Origin of the sequence: Haemophilus parainfluenzae T3T1 (assembly GCF_000210895.1) — a bacterium.
Classification (GTDB): domain Bacteria; phylum Pseudomonadota; class Gammaproteobacteria; order Enterobacterales; family Pasteurellaceae; genus Haemophilus_D; species Haemophilus_D parainfluenzae_A.
Genome location: NC_015964.1, coordinates 1,113,067 through 1,130,526 on the forward strand (window position 1 = coordinate 1,113,067; position 17,460 = coordinate 1,130,526).

Below are 17,460 nucleotides of genomic sequence, written 5' to 3' on the forward strand. Positions count from 1 at the left end.
GATCATGTCTATAACATTAACTGAAAAAGCAGCAGAACGAGTTCGCACTTTTCTTGAAAATCGTGGAAAAGGCATTGGTTTACGCTTAGGTGTGAAAACATCAGGTTGTTCGGGTTTAGGCTATGTGCTTGAATTCGTGGATGTGCTCAATGATGACGATCTTGTTTTTGAGCAGCATGGCGTAAAAGTCATCGTCGATCCAAAAAGCTTGGTTTATTTAGATGGCATTGAGCTAGATTACGTTAAAGAAGGCTTGAATGAAGGCTTTAAATATAACAACCCGAACGTGAAAGAATCTTGTGGTTGTGGTGAGAGTTTCCACGTTTAAGGAATAGAAATGACAAATCCTTTTGCTATTTTTGATTTACCAGTTGCTTTCAATGTTGATCAAGCCCTTTTGTCTGAACGTTATTTAGCACTTCAAAAGAGCTTGCACCCTGATAATTTTGTTACGGCAGATGCGCAAGAACAACGTATCGCAATGCAAAAATCCACAGAAGTTAATGATGCATTAAAAACCTTGAAAGACCCGATTTTACGTGCTGAAGCAATTATTGCGTTAAATACGGGAGAAACACAGGATTTAGAGCAAAAGAGCACTCAAGATATGGCATTCCTAATGCAGCAATTAGAATGGCGAGAAGAGCTCGAAAACATTGAGCAAAGCCAGGATGAAAATGCATTAGAATCCTTTGCGAAACGCGTTAAAAAAGAAACAAAAGAAATGTTGACCGCACTTGAAGAACAACTAAATGAGCAACAATGGTCAACTGCTGCACAGTTCTGTGATAAATTACGTTTTCTAAAAAAATTGGCGGATGAAATTAGCCAAGTAGAAGAACGTCTATTTGAATTATAATCTTGAGGGCGTTTAATACGCCCTTTTCGCTATTGATAAATGGGCAATCGCCCTCATACTAATGAAACTCGATTATGCAAACTTTAGAACAACTGACTGATGCCTCAAAATCTGCTTGGGGAACTATTTCCCAATGGATTGAGCATGCTCGTAATCATTGTGAAGTAATTAAAAAAGATCAATCTAGTGCAGAACGTGAGCTTTTCACCATGCAAATGCCCACTTCTTCTCCGATGGGTGCGGTAATTTATGAAACGGGTGGTATTTTAATCCATCATGGTTGGTTACGTATATTGGGTTCCGGCAGTTTTAAATTACCACGTGGATTAATGGATTGGAATTTCAGCAAATCCTTTAATCAATCAGGTGATAAACCCAAATATTTGCTCGTTGCAGACGATGTCATTGGTGGTTATTTTGCTTTAAATGGTGGCTCTTTAGGTTCTAATCTCGGTAAGATTTATTATTTTTCACCAAAAGACTTAACTTGGTATGATTTAAATTTTACCTATACAGATTTCTTGGTTTGGGCATTAAATGGTGACATTGAAGCATTTTACCAAAATCTGTTTTGGCAAAATTGGCAAGAGGATGTAAAACAACTCGATGGTAACCACATGATTGTTTTTACACCCGAGCTTTCAGAAGATAAGACGACTGATATTAATCAGCGTGAACGACGCGAAGTCAACATAGAAACCCATTACAACGCAAGTTTCACCGAACAAGATAAATTTGCACAAGCTTATTCAGTGGCATAACGAGCCCTTAACGAATTAATTATTAGAGATAAAAAGAGATATGGCATTACTCCAAATTGCAGAGCCAGGACAAACGGCCGCACCCCATCAACATCGTCTTGCGGTAGGGATTGATTTAGGTACAACAAACTCTTTAGTTGCTGCTGTACGTAGCGGTCAAGCAACCATTTTAAATGATGAACAAGACAGAAGCCTTGTCCCTTCGGTCGTTTATTATGGTGAAAATGAAAAACTTGTGGGTACCGAAGCATTTGCCAAAGCTGCAATTGATCCTAAAAATACGATTATTTCGGTTAAACGTTTGATTGGTCGTAGTCTTGGTGATGTGCAAGCTCGTTATACCAATTTGCCGTATGAATTTGTAGCAAGTGAAAATGGGTTGCCATTATTGATCACGCATCAAGGCAAAAAAAGCCCGATTGAAGTCTCTGCGGATATTTTATCTCGTTTAAATCATATTGCAGAACAACGCCTTGCAGGTGAGCTTTCTGGCGTGGTGATTACCGTACCTGCTTATTTTGATGATGCTCAACGCCAAAGTACGAAAGATGCAGCACGCCTTGCAGGGTTGAATGTATTACGTTTATTAAATGAACCCACTGCTGCAGCAGTCGCTTATGGCTTAGATAGCGGAAAAGAAGGCGTCATTGCTGTGTATGACTTAGGTGGCGGTACCTTTGATATCTCAATTTTACGCTTATCTAAAGGTGTATTTGAAGTTTTAGCAACGGGTGGGGATACTGCCTTAGGTGGTGATGATTTTGACCATTTAATTGCCGATTGGATTGTTGAGCAAGTAGGTATTCAACCACAAAATGTGAATGAGCAACGTGAGCTTTTAAGCTTAGCGACTCAAACTAAAATTGCCTTAACAAGTGCACAAAGTGCGGTCATTTCTTGGCGCGGATTTGAAGGTGAGTTAAGTCGTGAGCAATTCAATGAATTAATCCACCCATTGGTAAAACGCTCTTTATTAACCTGTCGTCGTGCATTGAAAGATGCGCATGTTGAAGATGAAGATGTACAGGAAGTGGTTATGGTTGGTGGTTCAACTCGCGTGCCTTACGTACGTGAGCAAGTGGGTGAATTCTTTGGTAAAACCCCATTAACCTCGATTGACCCAGATAAAGTAGTGGCCTTAGGTGCAGCAATTCAAGCGGATATTTTAGTGGGCAACAAGAATGACAGTGATATGTTGTTACTCGATGTTGTGCCGCTTTCTTTAGGTATTGAAACCATGGGCGGTTTAGTGGAGAAAATTATTCCACGTAACACTACGATTCCTGTGGCTCGTGCGCAAGAATTTACCACCTTTAAAGATGGTCAAACTGCGATGACGGTACACGTGGTACAAGGGGAACGTGAATTAGTAGATGATTGCCGTTCTTTAGGTCGTTTTACATTGCGAGGCATTCCGCCAATGGTAGCGGGGGCGGCACATATTCGTGTAACTTATCAAGTGGATGCAGACGGCTTATTAAGTGTGACAGCCATGGAAAAATCCACTAAAGTCCAAGCATCGATTCAAATTAAGCCTTCTTATGGTTTAACGGATGAAGAAGTAACGGCAATGATTAAAGCTTCTTTTGATAATGCACAAGATGATATGCAAGCCCGTGAATTAGCTGAACAACGTGTTGAGGCTGACCGTGTGATTGAAAGCGTGATTGTGGCATTACAACAAGATGGGGCGGAATTATTGACCGAAGCCGAATTCCACCACATTGAAAATGCATTGAAACAGTTAATGGATGTAAAAGAAGGTACAGATCGTCATGCTATCGTTCAAGGGATCAAAATCCTTGATGTCGCGACTCAAGAATTTGCGGCAAGACGAATGAATAAATCCATTAATCAAGCGCTTACAGGTAAATCTGTATCAGATATTGAGCAATAAAGTGCGGTTATAAATAAACGAGTTTTTTATATTGAGGAAAGTAATATGCCAAAAGTGATTTTTTTACCGAATGAAGAATTCTGTCCCGAGGGTATGGTAGTGGATGCAGCAGCAGGCGACAACTTATTAGAAGTGGCACATAATGCGGGTGTAGAAATTCATCACGCTTGCGATGGTTCCTGTGCTTGTACAACATGCCACGTAGTTATTCGTGAAGGGTTTGATTCATTAAATGAAGCAAGCGATCAAGAAGAAGATATGTTGGATAAAGCATGGGGCTTAGAAATGGATAGCCGCCTTTCTTGCCAATGTGTTGTGGGTGATGAAGATTTAGTGGTGGAAATCCCTAAATATAATATTAACCATGCGAATGAGGCGGCTCACTAATGAAATGGACTGATGCCCAACTTATTGCAGAAGAGCTTTATGATCGTAATCCAGATTTAGATCCTAAAACGGTACGTTTTACGGATTTGCATAAATGGATTTGTGAACTAGACGATTTTGATGATGATCCAATGAAATCTAACGAGAGTATTCTTGAAGCAATTTTATTGAAATGGTTAGATGAATACGAATAAGCCTGATTACACAGGCTTATTATATTTTTAATTAGTTAATCTGATAGTTTTTGTATATAAAGTTGGTAAACTGGTAACATTTGTAAAACATGGAGTTTTTGCTGATAGATATTGACATAAGCATCAACAGCAGGTTTTACTAAGTGGTAGTAGTTTTGTTTTCCATTTTCTTCTGGGCTCCATAAATAGTCATCAAAAGCAATAATCCCATTATTTTTTACTAATTTATGGGCTAAAATAGCATCGAACAGTACATCTGGGGCTTCATGAGAACCATCTACATAGATAAAATCAAATTTTCCAGCTTCTCCTTTTGCTAATAGTTCAATCATTTTAGTATGGGAATATCCTTTATGTTTGATAATGTTAAGGGATTTTCCGCATTGTTTGGCATAAATCATTAATGTTTGAATATTCTCATTGAAAGATTGCTCAACAGAACCCATATCCCACTTTCCTTGATGCTCTAATCCACCTTCCCAAGAATCAATACAATGAATCTCTATTTCATTATGGTATTTAAGCATTTCCTCAGTAAAAAAATGAGTTGAACGCCCTTCAAATGAACCAATTTCTAAGATTCTTTGAGGTGTAAATTGTTCAAAAATATAGGATAGAGAAGGGATATTATGAGTAAACCAGTCAGTACTGAAATTGACAGTTAAATTATCTTTAGTTATGTTGTTTGACATTTTAAATCCTTAGATTGATTAAATATAAACCGCACTTTATTACTAAAGTGCGGTTATTTTTATCGTTGTTTTTAATTATTTTTTCTTCGCGTATTTTAAGGAGTCGATAGCAACCGCGAGGATGATAATACTACCTTTAATGATATATTGCCAGTAAGGGTTTACGCCGATATAAGTTAAACCGTAGTTAATAACGGTGAAGATGATCACACCTGTGATTACACCGATAACAGTACCCACACCACCAGCGAAAGATACACCACCTACTACGCAGGCAGCAATCGCATCTAATTCATACATGAAACCGAGGTTGTTGGTAGCACTACCGATACGGCCTGCTTCTAACATACCACCGAATGCATAGAACATACCTGCAATCATGTAAATCACAACAAGGTTACGCGCCACGTTTACGCCAGATACTTTTGCTGCTTCAGGGTTACCACCGATAGCAAAGATATTTTTACCGAAGCGTGTTTTATTCCACATTATCCATACTAAGAATGCACAAACTGCGGCATAAATAGTGATGTAGGATAATTTGAATGAACCGAGTCTGAAGAAGCCTTGTGCGAAGTTTGAGAAAGATTCGCTGAAGCCAGCAATTGGTGAACCCCCCACGCCATCATAATAAAGTGAGTTAAAACCGTAAACGATGATCATGGTACCCATAGTTGCAATGAACGGGGTTACATTGAGGTAAGCGATAACTAAACCATTCACTAAGCCGATTACAGCACCTACCGCACAAACAGTCAGGATAACTACTGGAATAGGAATTTCACCTAAATCCGGGAATACACGGTTCATGTTTTCCATTGATTGTAAGAGGGTAGCAGAAATAACCGCTGCTAAACCTACTTGGCGACCGGCTGATAAGTCGGTACCTTGAGTGACAAGCAAGCCTGCAACACCTAGGGCGATAATAAGACGGACGGATGATTGAGTTAAAATGTTACTAAAGTTGCGAACATTCAAGAATGTTGGATCTTGTGCGATGATGATGCCAAGTAAAATCAACAACACAAAATAAATCGCATTTTGTTTTAAGAAATCGAATGATTTATTTTTTGGTAAGGCACTCATAATTTGTTCCTTTATGATTTATAAATATTTTGCGGCAAGTTGCAAAATTTCTTCTTGAGACGTTTTTGCTGTTTCAACGATGCCGGCAACACGACCATTACTCATGACCAAAATTCGGTCTGTTACGCCTAATAATTCCGGCATTTCTGATGAAATCATAATGATGCCTTTATCTTTTTTAGCGAGTTCTTGAATGAGCTGATAAATTTCAAATTTTGCCCCAATATCAATACCACGAGTTGGTTCGTCGAGCATTAAGATATCTGGTTGGGTTAAAAGCCAACGGCCGATAATGACTTTTTGTTGGTTACCACCAGAAAGCGATCCAATCGTTGTTTTGTGAGAAGGTGTTTTCACGTTCATCGCATCAATCACCCATTGTGTATCGCTTGCCATTTTTTTGTTGCTGAGCAATTTCCATGGGGTGAGATAAGATTTCATATTTGAAATCAAAGAGTTAAATTCAATACTTAGGTTTGAATAAATCCCGGTTGAACGACGTTCTTCAGTCACCAAAGCAAAACCGTGGTTAATCGCCTCAAGTGCGGTATGATTTTTCACGATTTTTCCGTTGAGCTTGATCGTCCCTTCTTTTAATTCGCGTACACCAAAAATGGCTTCCACAATATCGGTTCGTTTTGCACCAACAAGACCTGCGATACCTAAAATTTCACCTTTGCGTAAATTAAAGGAAACATCTTGAATAGAAGGTTGGTTAACTGCTGTTAAATGTTCCACTTCAAGCGTGACTTCTTTTGGTACGTTAGTTTTTTCAGGGAAACGTTGTGTTAATTCACGGCCAACCATCATTGAAACAATTTCTTCCATGGTGGTGCCTTTAACTTGAACGGTATTGATCCATTTACCATCACGAAGAATGGTGATTTCATCACAAATTTTGAAGATTTCATCCATTTTGTGTGAAATATAGATAATGCCACAACCGCGATCTTTTAATTTTTGAATAATTTTGAAAAGATGCTCCACTTCTTTTTCTGAAAGTGAGGATGTTGGCTCATCCATAATTACGATTTTAGCGTTATAAGAGAACGCTTTCGCAATTTCGATCATCTGCATTTGTGAAACGGAAAGTTTGGCCACTTTTTCTCTTGGATCAACATCAATATCCAATTCATCGAAAATCGCTTTGGTATCACGATACATTTTGGCGTGATCCACAAAAGGACCTTTAAGTGGGTAGCGACCCAACCATAAGTTATCCATTACACTAGTTTGACGCACCAAGTTAAGTTCTTGGTGAACCATTGAAATCCCATTTTCAAGGGCTTCTTTTGATGTTTTAAAATTAACAGGCTTGCCTAAGAATAAAATTTCACCTTCGTCTTTTGCATAAATTCCGAAGAGGCATTTTAATAATGTCGATTTACCCGCCCCGTTTTCGCCCATCAAGGCGTGAACAGAGTGAGAACGAACTGTTAGATTGGCGTGATCAAGGGCTTTTACACCGGGGAAAGACTTACTGACATCCGTCATCGTCAGTAGTACATCACTGTCTTGGGTTTGAGTTGTCATATCCAACCTCATCAAAAAGGGGGAAAGGGAATTTGGGTTTCCTTTCCCCCTAAAATTAAAGAAAAGCAATAGATTTTCTTATTTTAAGAATTCACTTAGGTTATCTTTATCCACACCAACATAAGGGATACGTACCACACGGTTTTCTAATTTCCATTGTGTACCTTCTGTTGCTGCTTTACCGTTAGCAAGGTTTGCAGAAAGTTGAACAACTGCTTTACCTTGGTTAACACCATCGTTTAACACAGTACCAGCAATTTCGCCTTTCTTAATTAATTGAAGTACTTCTGGTAATGCATCTACACCAAAGATTGGTAATTTTTTACCGTGTGCTTTGGTTGCTTCTAATGCACCTAACGCCATACCGTCATTGTTTGAAATAATCATTTCAATTTCGTTAGCTTTAGAGCTAGATAACCATGCATCCACTTTATCTTTAGCCATTGCTGCATCCCACATACCGGTATCAATAAATAATTGTTCGGTTTGGATACCTTTAGCATTTAATTGCTCAATTACATATTTAGTACGTGCTTCTGCGTCTGGGTGGCCTGGCTCACCTTTTAATAATACATATTGGATTTTACCATCTTTGTTTAAGTCGAAGGCTGGCATTGCTTTCCATTGTTTCGCAATTAAGTCACCTTGGATTAAACCAGATTCTTTTGGGTCTGTACCAACATAGTAAGCGTGATCGTAGCTACCAATTGCTTTTGCACCTGGGTCTTTATTGAAGAAAACAACAGGAATGTCATCTTGTTTAGCTTTCTTGATAACAGTTGAAGCTGCTGCTGGGTCTACTAAGTTAATCGCTAAAGCTTTTACACCTTTAGAAAGCAAACCATCCACTTGGTCATTTTGAATAGATTGTGCATTTTGAGAGTCATTCATTAATAACTCAATGCCACCAAGCGCTTTCGCTTCTTTATCGATTTCTTTACGCATTAATGACATGAAGTTGTCATCATATTTATAAATGGTAACACCAATGCGGTTATCGGCTGCGAAACCTGAAGTTGCTGAACCTAAACCGATTGCTAAAGCGACTGCACTTAATACTGCTGTTTTTTTCATAAAAACGCTCCTATGTAGAGAAAGAGATTTTATTGTTGATTTTTTATATATCAAATAGAGGAATGTTGCGTACATCTATTGCAACTGAATCCATCATAACGAAATCAAAACCGTTAATCTGTGATCAAACTCACATAAATGAAAACGATTACATAGCAATGTTTAAATTTGTGATCTCCATCACGGTTTTATTGCATTTTCTACGGAAAAACGTCTCACCAATGTTGGATTAAATTGAACAACAGTCGGTGTGACAATAGATGAATCGACTAAACTTAATGCCAGTTTTGCTGCATAATTTGCCATTAAATCAATTGGATAGCGAACGGTAGTGAGCTTTGGAATTAAATATCGAGCAATCGGCATATCATCAAATCCCACAATGGAAAATTGTTTCGGAACTTTGATATTGTTTTCATTTAAAACAGAAATTGCACCGGCTGCCATCGTGTCGTTATAGGCTACCACAGCGGTTAAATTGGAGTTGTAGCTCAATAAATCAATCATGGCTTTTTCACCGCCTTCAAAATCAGGTGAATTATGCACAATGGCTTGCTCTACAATGGGGAAGTTATGCGCTTCTAAGGCCTCTAAGTAGCCTTCTTTACGTTCTGTTTCATCTAAGATGCCGTGATTGGAACCAATATAGGCGATTTGCTTATGGCCATAACGAATTAGCATTTCAGTGGCAAGATAGGTACCTTGGCGGTTATCAAGGCTGACGCAACGATTTTCATAGCCTGCAATCACACGGTTAATTACCACCATACCGGGTACATTTTCTAAATAATGTTGTAACTCTTCGTCAGAAAGGGCTTTGGAATGAACAACCAGGCAGCTACAACGCTTACGTAGCAAGGTATCAATGGCTTCACGCTCTTTTTCTGCATGATGGTATCCAATGCCGATCAAAATCGTTTTTTGATGCTCTTCAGCAACTTTATCGACCGATTTAACCAAGATAGCAAAGAACGGATCCGTTACATCGGTAACCACCACGCCAATGGTATCGGTATTTTGCACGGCCAGAGCTTGTGCGTTTGCATTGGGTTGATAATTTAAGACTTCCATTGCACGTTGTACCGAATAACGGGTTTTTTCACTCACAGATGGGGAGCGATTAATCACCCGAGAAACAGTGGCAACCGACACGCAAGCTAATTCAGCAACATCTCGAATTGTAGGCATAACAGGGCTCTCATTCATTTTTTCATAGCAATTATCATAGTAAATTTGAATAAAATTGAAAGCGGTTACTTTCAAAAATGCTACATTCGTCACAAAAAAGTGATTGGATGAGCGGCTTATTTCCTGATTTTGTGATAATGATCACGGTTTATTTTTTTTAATTTGTTATCTTATGAGAAAATTTTTTGTAATCGTTTACATTTTGGAGCAAAAATATGAGCGAAACCGTATTTGAACCGACAGATCATCCGCATCGTCGTTATAATCCGTTAATTGACCAATGGGTTTTAGTCTCACCACATCGTGCTAAACGTCCATGGCAGGGGCAACAAGAAAAAGTGAGTGAGGAACAAAAGCCAAGCCACGATCCAAATTGTTATCTTTGCCCGCGTAATAAACGTATCACTGGCGAACCTAATCCGGATTACCATAAACCTTATGTATTCAAAAATGATTTCTCGGCTTTATTAGAAAATACACCCGCGCCAGAGCAATCAGCCGATCCTCTTTTCCAAATGAGCCAAGCTCGTGGTGAAAGTCGTGTTATTTGTTTTTCACCAGATCACAGCAAAACCTTGCCATTATTGACCGCACTTGAAATTGAAGAAGTGATTAAAGTGTGGCAAGCGCAATTGCGTGAACTGGGTCAAAAATATCAATGGGTACAGATTTTTGAAAACAAAGGCGCAGCAATGGGATGTTCCAATCCACATCCGCACGGACAAATTTGGGCAAATAGCTTTTTACCAAATGAAGTCGCACGTGAAGATGTTGCTCAACGAAATTATTATGAAAAACACGGTTCGGTGCTTTTAGTGGATTACGTTCAAAAAGAATTAGAGAAAAAAGAACGTATTGTGGTGGAAACTGAGCATTGGGTTGCGGTGGTGCCTTATTGGGCGGTGTGGCCGTTTGAAACCCTGTTGTTGCCTAAAGTACATGTAAAACGCTTAACAGAATTAACTGAAGCTCAAGCTAAAGATCTTGCCGTGATATTGAAAAAATTAGCAACGAAATACGATAACTTATTTGAAACCTCTTTCCCTTATTCGATGGGCTTCCATGCTGCACCATTTAATGGTGAAGATAATGAACATTGGCAGCTTCATGCGCATTTTTATCCACCGTTGTTGCGTTCTGCTACGGTTCGCAAATTTATGGTGGGTTATGAAATGTTAGGTGAAAGCCAACGTGACCTCACCGCAGAACAAGCCGCAGAAAGATTACGTGCGTTAAGCGAAGTGCATTATAAAGAACGTTAAGCAATAATTTCTCTCTTGAGTTAAGAGGGAGTGTGAAAGATAAAGGAAAATAATATGACTCCAGTCCAAAAATCCCAACACATTTTTACGCAAAAATATAACAAGCAACCTGAACTGACTGTGTATGCGCCAGGTCGTGTAAACATTATCGGCGAACATACGGATTACAATGATGGCTTTGTGATGCCTTGTGCGATCAATTATGGTACAGCCATTGCGGGATCAAAACGTGCTGATCATATTTGGAATGTTTATGCCGCAGATCTTGATCTTGAGGATACCTTTTCTCTTGATGAAGATTTCCCTCAAAGTGAGCAAAAATGGGCGAATTATGTGCGTGGTGTCGTAAAATTTATTCAAGAACGTTGCCCACAATTTAAACAAGGCGCTGATTTGGTCATTTCTGGCAATGTGCCTCATTCTTCCGGTTTAAGTTCTTCTGCAGCGCTTGAAGTGGCGACGGGTAAGTTTTGCCAACAATTGAGTGATTTACCTTTAACACATACAGAGATTGCTTTAATTGGTCAAAAAGCTGAAAACAAATTTGTAGGCGCAAATTGCGGAAACATGGATCAATTGATTTCCGCTTTAGGACAAAAAGATCATCTCTTAATGATTGATTGCCGTAGCTTAGAAACACAACCAACGCCTGTGCCGAAAGATGTTGCTGTTATTATTGTGAACTCAAATGTACCACATGATTTGGTCACGGGTGAATACAACACACGCCGCTGGCAATGTGAAAAAGCCGCAGAGTTTTTTGGCGTAAAAGCGTTACGTGATGTGTCAGTAGAAGAATTCCAAAAAAGAGAAGCAGAATTGACCGCACTTAATGCTTTAGTGGCTAAACGTGCACGCCATGTGGTGACTGAAAACCAACGTGTACTTGATGCTGTTGAAGCATTAAAACATAACGATTTAACAAAATTAGGCGAATTAATGGGGCAATCTCACGAATCAATGCGTGATGATTTTGAGATTACCGTGCCGCAAATCGATTATCTTGTTGAGCTCGCTCAATTAGTCATTGGTAAAACCGGTGGTGCGAGAATGACCGGCGGTGGTTTCGGTGGTTGCATTGTTGCCCTTGCGCCTCATGATAAAGTCGAAGCCGTGCGTAAAATCATTGCCGATAATTATGAAAAACAAACTGGCTTAAAAGAAGATTTCTACGTTTGCACTGCCTCACAAGGAGTGAGTTTATGCTAGAAAAAACGGCGTTCAATGCACCAGATGGACAGCCTTATCAACTTGTTCAACTCACCAATTCAAATGGCATGACCGTGCAATTTATGGATTGGGGAGCCACTTGGCTTTCATGTAAAGTCCCTGTGAATAGCGAGTTGCGAGAAGTGTTACTCGGCTGCAAAGTGGAAGATTATCCTCATCAAACTGCTTATTTGGGCGCAAGCATAGGACGCTATGCGAACCGTATTGCTAACGCTCAATTTGAATTGGGTGAGCGAACAATCCAGCTGGTTGCAAATCAAGGCAAACATCAATTACATGGTGGTAAAGAAGGCTTTGATAAACGCCGTTGGAAAGTCGAAGAGTGTGGTCAAAATTCTGTGCGCTTTTCCCTTGTGTCTCCCGATGGTGATCAAGGTTTTGAAGGTAATGTACAAGTTAATGTGCTTTACACACTGACTGATGAAAATAGTGTAAAAATTGAATACGAAGCAGAAAGCGATAAAGATACCGCACTTAATTTAACGAACCACGCTTATTTCAATTTAGAAAATGCTGAGCTGGGCAGTGATGTACGAAATCATACACTACGCCTTAATGCGGATTTTTATCTGCCGGTTGATGGCGAAGGTATCCCTAATTCACCACTTAAACATGTGGTGAATACTAGCTTTGATTTTCGTGTAGCAAAACCCATCGCACAAGATTTCCAACAAGGCGATCAAGTGGTGACAAAAGGTTACGATCATTCTTTTATCGTCAATAAAGCATGGCAAAAGCCTTGTGTATTATTGACTTTCCCTAATGAAGATTTAAGCCTTGAAGTGCTTACTTCCCAAGCTGCATTACAGGTTTATACGGGAAACTATCTTGCAGGTACTCCAACTCGTGAAGGTGGCACTTATCAAGATTTCAGCGGCATCGCACTTGAAACTCAATGCCTACCCGATACCCCAAACCATCCAGAATGGCAAAATTATGGCGGTATTCAAAAAGCTGGTGAACGCTATTACCAGTGGACAGAGTTTAGGTTCAAATAATTAATCTGGTAATAAAAGTGCGGTTAAAAATGTTGGTGTTTTTAACCGCACTTTATTTTCAGCTATTTAGCTTAAGTTTTTTGCGATTTTTGTCAAAATATGCTACTTTTTACACAGTCAATCCGACAGTAACACATTTAATTTTATGAACGAAGAACATTCGAGTAATCAAACTGAAACAACTAAAAAATCTTTTTTCCAATCACTTATTGGCCGATTTTTCCAAGGTGAGCTGAAAAACCGTGAAGAACTCGTGGAAGTGATTCGCGATTCAGAACAAAATGATTTAATCGATCAAAACACTCGTGAGATGATTGAAGGGGTAATGGAAATCGCCGAGCTTCGTGTACGCGATATCATGATTCCTCGCTCACAAATCGTATTTATTGAATCAAATCAAGATCTTGATGCTTGCTTGAATACGATTATTGAATCGGCCCACTCTCGTTTTCCTGTGATTGCAGATACAGATGACCGCGATAATATTGAAGGTATTTTGCACGCAAAAGATTTGCTTAAGTTTTTACGTGAAGATGCAGAAGAATTCGAGCTTTCCAAGTTGTTACGTCCAGTTGTGATTGTGCCAGAAAGTAAACGTGTCGATCGTATGTTAAAAGATTTCCGTTCAGAGCGTTTCCATATGGCGATTGTGGTGGATGAGTTTGGTGCGGTATCAGGTTTGGTGACCATCGAAGATATTCTCGAACAAATTGTTGGTGATATTGAAGACGAATTTGATGAGGAAGATGTCGCGGATATTCGTCAGCTTTCTCGTCACACTTATGCTGTGCGTGCGCTAACGGACATTGATGATTTTAATGCGCAATTTAATACGCATTTTGATGATGAAGAAGTAGATACCATTGGTGGTTTAATCATGCAAGCCTTTGGGTATTTGCCTAAACGCGGTGAAGAAATTACCTTAGAAAATATTCAATTTAAAGTGACTTCTGCCGATAGTCGCCGTTTAATTCAGGTACGTGTAACCGTGCCAGATGAGCATTTATCGGATATGGAAGGCGTGGAAGAACAAGCTGAGTAAGTTGCTCAGTTTGACCGTGTTCTTAGCCCCCCCTCTTTACTAAAGAGGGGGAATATTTTTTTGTAGTATTGATAAAATGAATAAATTAGTCGTTTATCTTATAGCCTTGATTTCTGGTGTGATTGGCGTATTTGCTTTTTCGCCGTTTGATTATTGGGGATTAGCCTATGTATCGTTGGGTGGATTGCTTTTTGTCGCAAAAAATGCCAAAAAATCAACCGCACTTTTTGCTACTTTTTTGTGGTCGATGGGCTTTTTCTGTTTTGGTGTAAGTTGGTTAAATGTCAGCATTCATCAATTTGGTGGTGCTTCCCTTGGTGTGAGCTATCTCTTGGTGGGCTTACTTTCGGCCTACCTTGCACTTTATCCAATGCTTTTCACTTATTTAGTGCAGCGTTTTCAGGTGCAAAGTGCAGTCATTTTTGCCGCGATTTGGACATTGACTGAATTCTTGCGCGGTTGGGTGTTTACCGGTTTTCCTTGGTTACAATTTGGTTATACCCAAATTGACAGTCCATTTTTCGGCATCGCGCCGATCTTTGGTGTCACGGGGCTGACATTCTTTACTGTTTGGGCAAGTGCGGTCATTTTTAATCTTATTTTTGCACTATCGAAAAAACAATGGAATTTAGTCAGTGTGAATGCATTGCTATTATTGGTTGTGGGTGGATTAAGTGCTTATGCAGGTAAGGTGAATTTTGTTCAACCAAAAGAAGATAAAGGGCTAACCGTTACACTTGCACAAGGCAATATTGAGCAAAATTTAAAATGGGATCCTGAATACCTTTATGCCACAGTGGATATCTATCAAAAACAAATTTTGGCGCATTTAGGCAAGTCTGATTTGATTATTTTGCCTGAGTCGGCATTGCCAACTTTGGAAAATGCGATTACGCCATTTTTTGAAGCTTTAGATAAAGTCGCGAAAGAGAAAAACACGGAAGTGATGATTGGCACCGTATATCGTGATGAGCAAAGCGGTAAATTATTAAATTCCATTGTAACGGCAGGGAATCCTGATTTCCCTTATGAATTAACGACAAAAAATCGTTACAGCAAACATCATCTCGTGCCATTTGGTGAGTACGTGCCGTTAGAAAGTTTGTTGCGTCCACTTAATTCCGTATTTAATTTGCCAATGTCTGCATTCCAAAGTGGCGATGCGGTACAGCCATCTTTTATGACAAAACAACATGCTTTTGCACCGGCTATTTGTTATGAAATTATTTTTGGTGAGCAACTTCGTGAAAATCTGAAAAAAGAAACCGATTATTTGCTGACTATTTCTAATGATGCCTGGTTTGGTGATAGTATTGGCCCTTGGCAGCATTTACAAATGGCTAGAATGCGCGCGCTCGAATTAGGCAAACCATTAATTCGTGCAACGAATACGGGTATTTCAGTGTTTATTGATGCAAAAGGCAACATTGAAGCGCAAGCGCCTCAATTTGAGGAAACAACGCTGACCCATAAAATGGTGCCAACAGAAGGCAAAACGCCTTATGCAGCATTAGGTAATTTACCTATTTATGTGTTGTCATTGATTTTTGTGTTATTACGTGGCTTCACGACGTTATTAAAACGTCGCTTGAACCTTTCACAAAAATAGCAGTCAAAACGACCGCACTTTTTTAACGTGAGAAAAAATAAATTTCTTCTTATAAAACCAATGAGATTTTAATGAATAAAAATCTAATCGAAGTCAAAAACCTGACCTTTAAACGAGGTGAGCGTGTGATTTACGATAACCTGAATTTAAAAGTCCAACAGGGCAAAATTACGGCCATTATGGGGCCATCAGGGATCGGGAAAACCACGCTACTAAAATTAATCGGTGGTCAGTTGCACCCTGAACAAGGCGAGATTTTGTTTGATAGACAAGATATTTGTCGTCTTTCAAATCGAGAGCTTTATGAAGTGCGTAAACGCATGGGAATGTTATTCCAATCAGGTGCATTATTTACGGATATTTCAACGTTTGATAACGTGGCATTTCCGATTCGCGAGCATACTCGCTTGCCAGAAAGTCTAATTCGTCAAATTGTGTTGATGAAATTAGAAGCGGTGGGCTTACGCGGTGCGGCAGATTTGATGCCTTCAGAGCTTTCTGGGGGGATGGCGCGTCGTGCTGCATTAGCGCGTGCGATTGCACTTGACCCAGATTTAATCATGTTTGATGAGCCATTTACGGGGCAAGATCCAATCAGCATGGGTGTAATCGTGAGTTTAATTAAACGCTTAAATGAGGCGCTGAATTTAACCTCTATCGTGGTTTCCCATGATGTGAATGAAATATTAAGTATTGCAGATTATGCCTATATTATTGCGGATAAGCATGTGATTGCTGAAGGAACATCAGAACAACTGCTCGCGAGTCAAGATCCTCAAGTGGTGCAGTTCTTAAAAGGCGAAGCGGATGGACCGGTGAGATTCCATTATCCAGCAAAAGATTATGTGGAGGAATTATTTAAATGATCGTTGATATGATTTCTTCACTTGGACGAAGCGTAATCAAATTTTTCCGTGCATTAGGCCGTTCAGGCTTTATGTTGTTTGGTGCGTTAGTCGGTAAACCACAAATTCGTAAGCATTTTCCTTTATTAGTGAAGCAGTTATACGCATTAGGTGTACAGTCTTTATTAATTATCCTGCTTTCAGGTTTATTTATTGGGATGGTGTTAGGCTTACAAGGCTATGTGGTCTTGGTGGATTTTTCTGCAGAAACCAGCCTTGGACAACTTGTGGCGCTGTCTTTATTACGGGAATTAGGCCCAGTAGTGACCGCACTTTTATTTGCGGGGCGTGCAGGTTCAGCGTTAACGGCTGAAATTGGCTTAATGAAAGCCACAGAACAACTTTCCAGCCTTGAAATGATGGCAGTCGATCCACTACGTCGTGTGATTGCCCCGCGTTTTTGGGCGGGCGTGATTGCGATGCCAATTCTTGCGATTCTCTTTACCGCGATTGGTATTTGGGGAGGCTCGCTTGTTGGCGTGGATTGGAAAGGTGTGGATGCAGGTAGCTTCTGGTCTGTGATGCAAAATGCCGTCAGCTGGAGCTATGACATTCTAAACGGATTTATTAAAAGCGTATTTTTCGCCATTGCGGTGGTGTGGATTGCGTTATTCAATGGTTATGATTGTATTCCAACATCTGAAGGTATCAGTCAGGCTACAACCAGAACGGTTGTCCACGCATCACTTGTGGTACTTGGGCTCGATTTCATCTTAACTGCCATTATGTTTGGGGCAGGCTAA

General features: G+C 39.7%; 18 protein-coding genes. 13 read left to right on the forward strand and 5 right to left on the reverse strand.

What is annotated here, in order from left to right:
- The first annotated feature begins 4 nt into the window (after positions 1 to 4).
- The 6 genes from iscA to iscX all read left to right on the forward strand — a co-directional run bounded on the left by iscA (position 5) and on the right by iscX (position 4,098).
- Positions 5 to 328: an iron-sulfur cluster assembly protein IscA gene (gene iscA / locus PARA_RS05625; RefSeq protein WP_014064922.1), complete on the forward strand. Its 324-nt coding sequence runs from the start codon at positions 5 to 7 to the stop codon at positions 326 to 328.
- A 9-nt stretch (positions 329 to 337) separates the two neighbouring features.
- A complete protein-coding gene (gene hscB, locus PARA_RS05630; protein WP_014064923.1) occupies positions 338 to 859 on the forward strand; it encodes a Fe-S protein assembly co-chaperone HscB in 522 nt (173 codons plus the stop codon).
- A gap of 74 nt (positions 860 to 933) precedes the next feature.
- The gene (locus PARA_RS05635; protein ID WP_014064924.1) at positions 934 to 1,620 is read left to right on the forward strand and encodes a DUF2625 domain-containing protein; all 687 of its coding nucleotides are present in this window, start codon (positions 934 to 936) and stop codon (positions 1,618 to 1,620) included.
- A 40-nt stretch (positions 1,621 to 1,660) separates the two neighbouring features.
- Positions 1,661 to 3,517, forward strand: coding sequence for a Fe-S protein assembly chaperone HscA (hscA, locus tag PARA_RS05640; RefSeq protein WP_014064925.1), 1,857 nt, complete (start codon positions 1,661 to 1,663; stop codon positions 3,515 to 3,517).
- Between the two features lie 45 nt (positions 3,518 to 3,562).
- A complete protein-coding gene (gene fdx, locus PARA_RS05645) occupies positions 3,563 to 3,904 on the forward strand; it encodes an ISC system 2Fe-2S type ferredoxin (protein WP_005696659.1) in 342 nt (113 codons plus the stop codon).
- Positions 3,904 to 4,098: a Fe-S cluster assembly protein IscX gene (gene iscX / locus PARA_RS05650; RefSeq protein WP_014064926.1), complete on the forward strand. Its 195-nt coding sequence runs from the start codon at positions 3,904 to 3,906 to the stop codon at positions 4,096 to 4,098. The genes fdx and iscX overlap by 1 nt, the downstream gene beginning before the upstream one ends.
- 35 nt (positions 4,099 to 4,133) lie before the next feature.
- Here iscX and PARA_RS05655 read toward each other — a convergent pair whose 3' ends face one another.
- The 5 genes from PARA_RS05655 to PARA_RS05675 all read right to left on the reverse strand — a co-directional run bounded on the left by PARA_RS05655 (position 4,134) and on the right by PARA_RS05675 (position 9,671).
- Positions 4,134 to 4,790 carry a class I SAM-dependent methyltransferase gene (locus PARA_RS05655; protein ID WP_014064927.1) on the reverse strand — a complete coding sequence of 219 codons (657 nt, stop codon included), beginning with the start codon at positions 4,788 to 4,790 and terminating at the stop codon, positions 4,134 to 4,136.
- A 75-nt stretch (positions 4,791 to 4,865) separates the two neighbouring features.
- On the reverse strand, positions 4,866 to 5,876 hold the full coding sequence (mglC, locus tag PARA_RS05660) for a galactose/methyl galactoside ABC transporter permease MglC (RefSeq protein ID WP_014064928.1): 1,011 nt from the start codon (positions 5,874 to 5,876) through the stop codon (positions 4,866 to 4,868).
- Positions 5,877 to 5,894: 18 nt separating this feature from the next.
- Positions 5,895 to 7,409: a galactose/methyl galactoside ABC transporter ATP-binding protein MglA gene (gene mglA, locus PARA_RS05665; RefSeq protein WP_014064929.1), complete on the reverse strand. Its 1,515-nt coding sequence runs from the start codon at positions 7,407 to 7,409 to the stop codon at positions 5,895 to 5,897.
- 78 nt (positions 7,410 to 7,487) lie between these two features.
- On the reverse strand, positions 7,488 to 8,483 hold the full coding sequence (gene mglB, locus PARA_RS05670) for a galactose/glucose ABC transporter substrate-binding protein MglB (RefSeq protein ID WP_014064930.1): 996 nt from the start codon (positions 8,481 to 8,483) through the stop codon (positions 7,488 to 7,490).
- A 180-nt stretch (positions 8,484 to 8,663) separates the two neighbouring features.
- Positions 8,664 to 9,671 (reverse strand): substrate-binding domain-containing protein, encoded by a 1,008-nt coding sequence (locus PARA_RS05675; RefSeq protein ID WP_014064931.1) that lies wholly within the window; start codon positions 9,669 to 9,671, stop codon positions 8,664 to 8,666.
- 215 nt (positions 9,672 to 9,886) lie between these two features.
- On the opposite strand from PARA_RS05675, the gene galT reads away from it, so the two are divergent.
- The 7 genes from galT (at position 9,887) to mlaE (ending at position 17,460) form a co-directional block, all read left to right on the forward strand.
- A complete protein-coding gene (gene galT / locus PARA_RS05680) occupies positions 9,887 to 10,933 on the forward strand; it encodes a galactose-1-phosphate uridylyltransferase (protein ID WP_014064932.1) in 1,047 nt (348 codons plus the stop codon).
- A 54-nt stretch (positions 10,934 to 10,987) separates the two neighbouring features.
- Complete coding sequence (galK, locus tag PARA_RS05685; RefSeq protein ID WP_014064933.1) at positions 10,988 to 12,142, forward strand: galactokinase; 1,155 nt, start codon at positions 10,988 to 10,990, stop codon at positions 12,140 to 12,142.
- Positions 12,136 to 13,161, forward strand: coding sequence for a galactose-1-epimerase (galM, locus tag PARA_RS05690; protein ID WP_014064934.1), 1,026 nt, complete (start codon positions 12,136 to 12,138; stop codon positions 13,159 to 13,161). Before galK ends, galM begins: the two co-directional genes overlap by 7 nt.
- Positions 13,162 to 13,306: 145 nt before the next feature.
- A complete protein-coding gene (corC, locus tag PARA_RS05695; protein WP_014064936.1) occupies positions 13,307 to 14,203 on the forward strand; it encodes a CNNM family magnesium/cobalt transport protein CorC in 897 nt (298 codons plus the stop codon).
- Between the two features lie 76 nt (positions 14,204 to 14,279).
- Positions 14,280 to 15,812: an apolipoprotein N-acyltransferase gene (lnt, locus tag PARA_RS05700; RefSeq protein WP_014064937.1), complete on the forward strand. Its 1,533-nt coding sequence runs from the start codon at positions 14,280 to 14,282 to the stop codon at positions 15,810 to 15,812.
- Between the two features lie 71 nt (positions 15,813 to 15,883).
- Positions 15,884 to 16,678 carry a phospholipid ABC transporter ATP-binding protein MlaF gene (gene mlaF, locus PARA_RS05705; protein WP_014064938.1) on the forward strand — a complete coding sequence of 265 codons (795 nt, stop codon included), beginning with the start codon at positions 15,884 to 15,886 and terminating at the stop codon, positions 16,676 to 16,678.
- Positions 16,675 to 17,460, forward strand: a complete 786-nt coding sequence (gene mlaE / locus PARA_RS05710; RefSeq protein ID WP_005699256.1) for a lipid asymmetry maintenance ABC transporter permease subunit MlaE — start codon at positions 16,675 to 16,677, stop codon at positions 17,458 to 17,460. Before mlaF ends, mlaE begins: the two co-directional genes overlap by 4 nt.

Bases quoted from the DNA above. Each gene is read 5' to 3' on its own strand.
- iscA (WP_014064922.1), top strand. From the start codon at position 5: ATGTCTATAACATTAACTGAAAAAGCAGCAGAACGAGTTCGCACTTTT.
- hscB (WP_014064923.1), top strand. From the start codon at position 338: ATGACAAATCCTTTTGCTATTTTTGATTTACCAGTTGCTTTCAATGTT.
- PARA_RS05635 (WP_014064924.1), top strand. From the start codon at position 934: ATGCAAACTTTAGAACAACTGACTGATGCCTCAAAATCTGCTTGGGGA.
- hscA (WP_014064925.1), top strand. From the start codon at position 1,661: ATGGCATTACTCCAAATTGCAGAGCCAGGACAAACGGCCGCACCCCAT.
- fdx (WP_005696659.1), top strand. From the start codon at position 3,563: ATGCCAAAAGTGATTTTTTTACCGAATGAAGAATTCTGTCCCGAGGGT.
- iscX (WP_014064926.1), top strand. From the start codon at position 3,904: ATGAAATGGACTGATGCCCAACTTATTGCAGAAGAGCTTTATGATCGT.
- PARA_RS05655 (WP_014064927.1), bottom strand. From the start codon at position 4,790: ATGTCAAACAACATAACTAAAGATAATTTAACTGTCAATTTCAGTACT.
- mglC (WP_014064928.1), bottom strand. From the start codon at position 5,876: ATGAGTGCCTTACCAAAAAATAAATCATTCGATTTCTTAAAACAAAAT.
- mglA (WP_014064929.1), bottom strand. From the start codon at position 7,409: ATGACAACTCAAACCCAAGACAGTGATGTACTACTGACGATGACGGAT.
- mglB (WP_014064930.1), bottom strand. From the start codon at position 8,483: ATGAAAAAAACAGCAGTATTAAGTGCAGTCGCTTTAGCAATCGGTTTA.
- PARA_RS05675 (WP_014064931.1), bottom strand. From the start codon at position 9,671: ATGCCTACAATTCGAGATGTTGCTGAATTAGCTTGCGTGTCGGTTGCC.
- galT (WP_014064932.1), top strand. From the start codon at position 9,887: ATGAGCGAAACCGTATTTGAACCGACAGATCATCCGCATCGTCGTTAT.
- galK (WP_014064933.1), top strand. From the start codon at position 10,988: ATGACTCCAGTCCAAAAATCCCAACACATTTTTACGCAAAAATATAAC.
- galM (WP_014064934.1), top strand. From the start codon at position 12,136: ATGCTAGAAAAAACGGCGTTCAATGCACCAGATGGACAGCCTTATCAA.
- corC (WP_014064936.1), top strand. From the start codon at position 13,307: ATGAACGAAGAACATTCGAGTAATCAAACTGAAACAACTAAAAAATCT.
- lnt (WP_014064937.1), top strand. From the start codon at position 14,280: ATGAATAAATTAGTCGTTTATCTTATAGCCTTGATTTCTGGTGTGATT.
- mlaF (WP_014064938.1), top strand. From the start codon at position 15,884: ATGAATAAAAATCTAATCGAAGTCAAAAACCTGACCTTTAAACGAGGT.
- mlaE (WP_005699256.1), top strand. From the start codon at position 16,675: ATGATCGTTGATATGATTTCTTCACTTGGACGAAGCGTAATCAAATTT.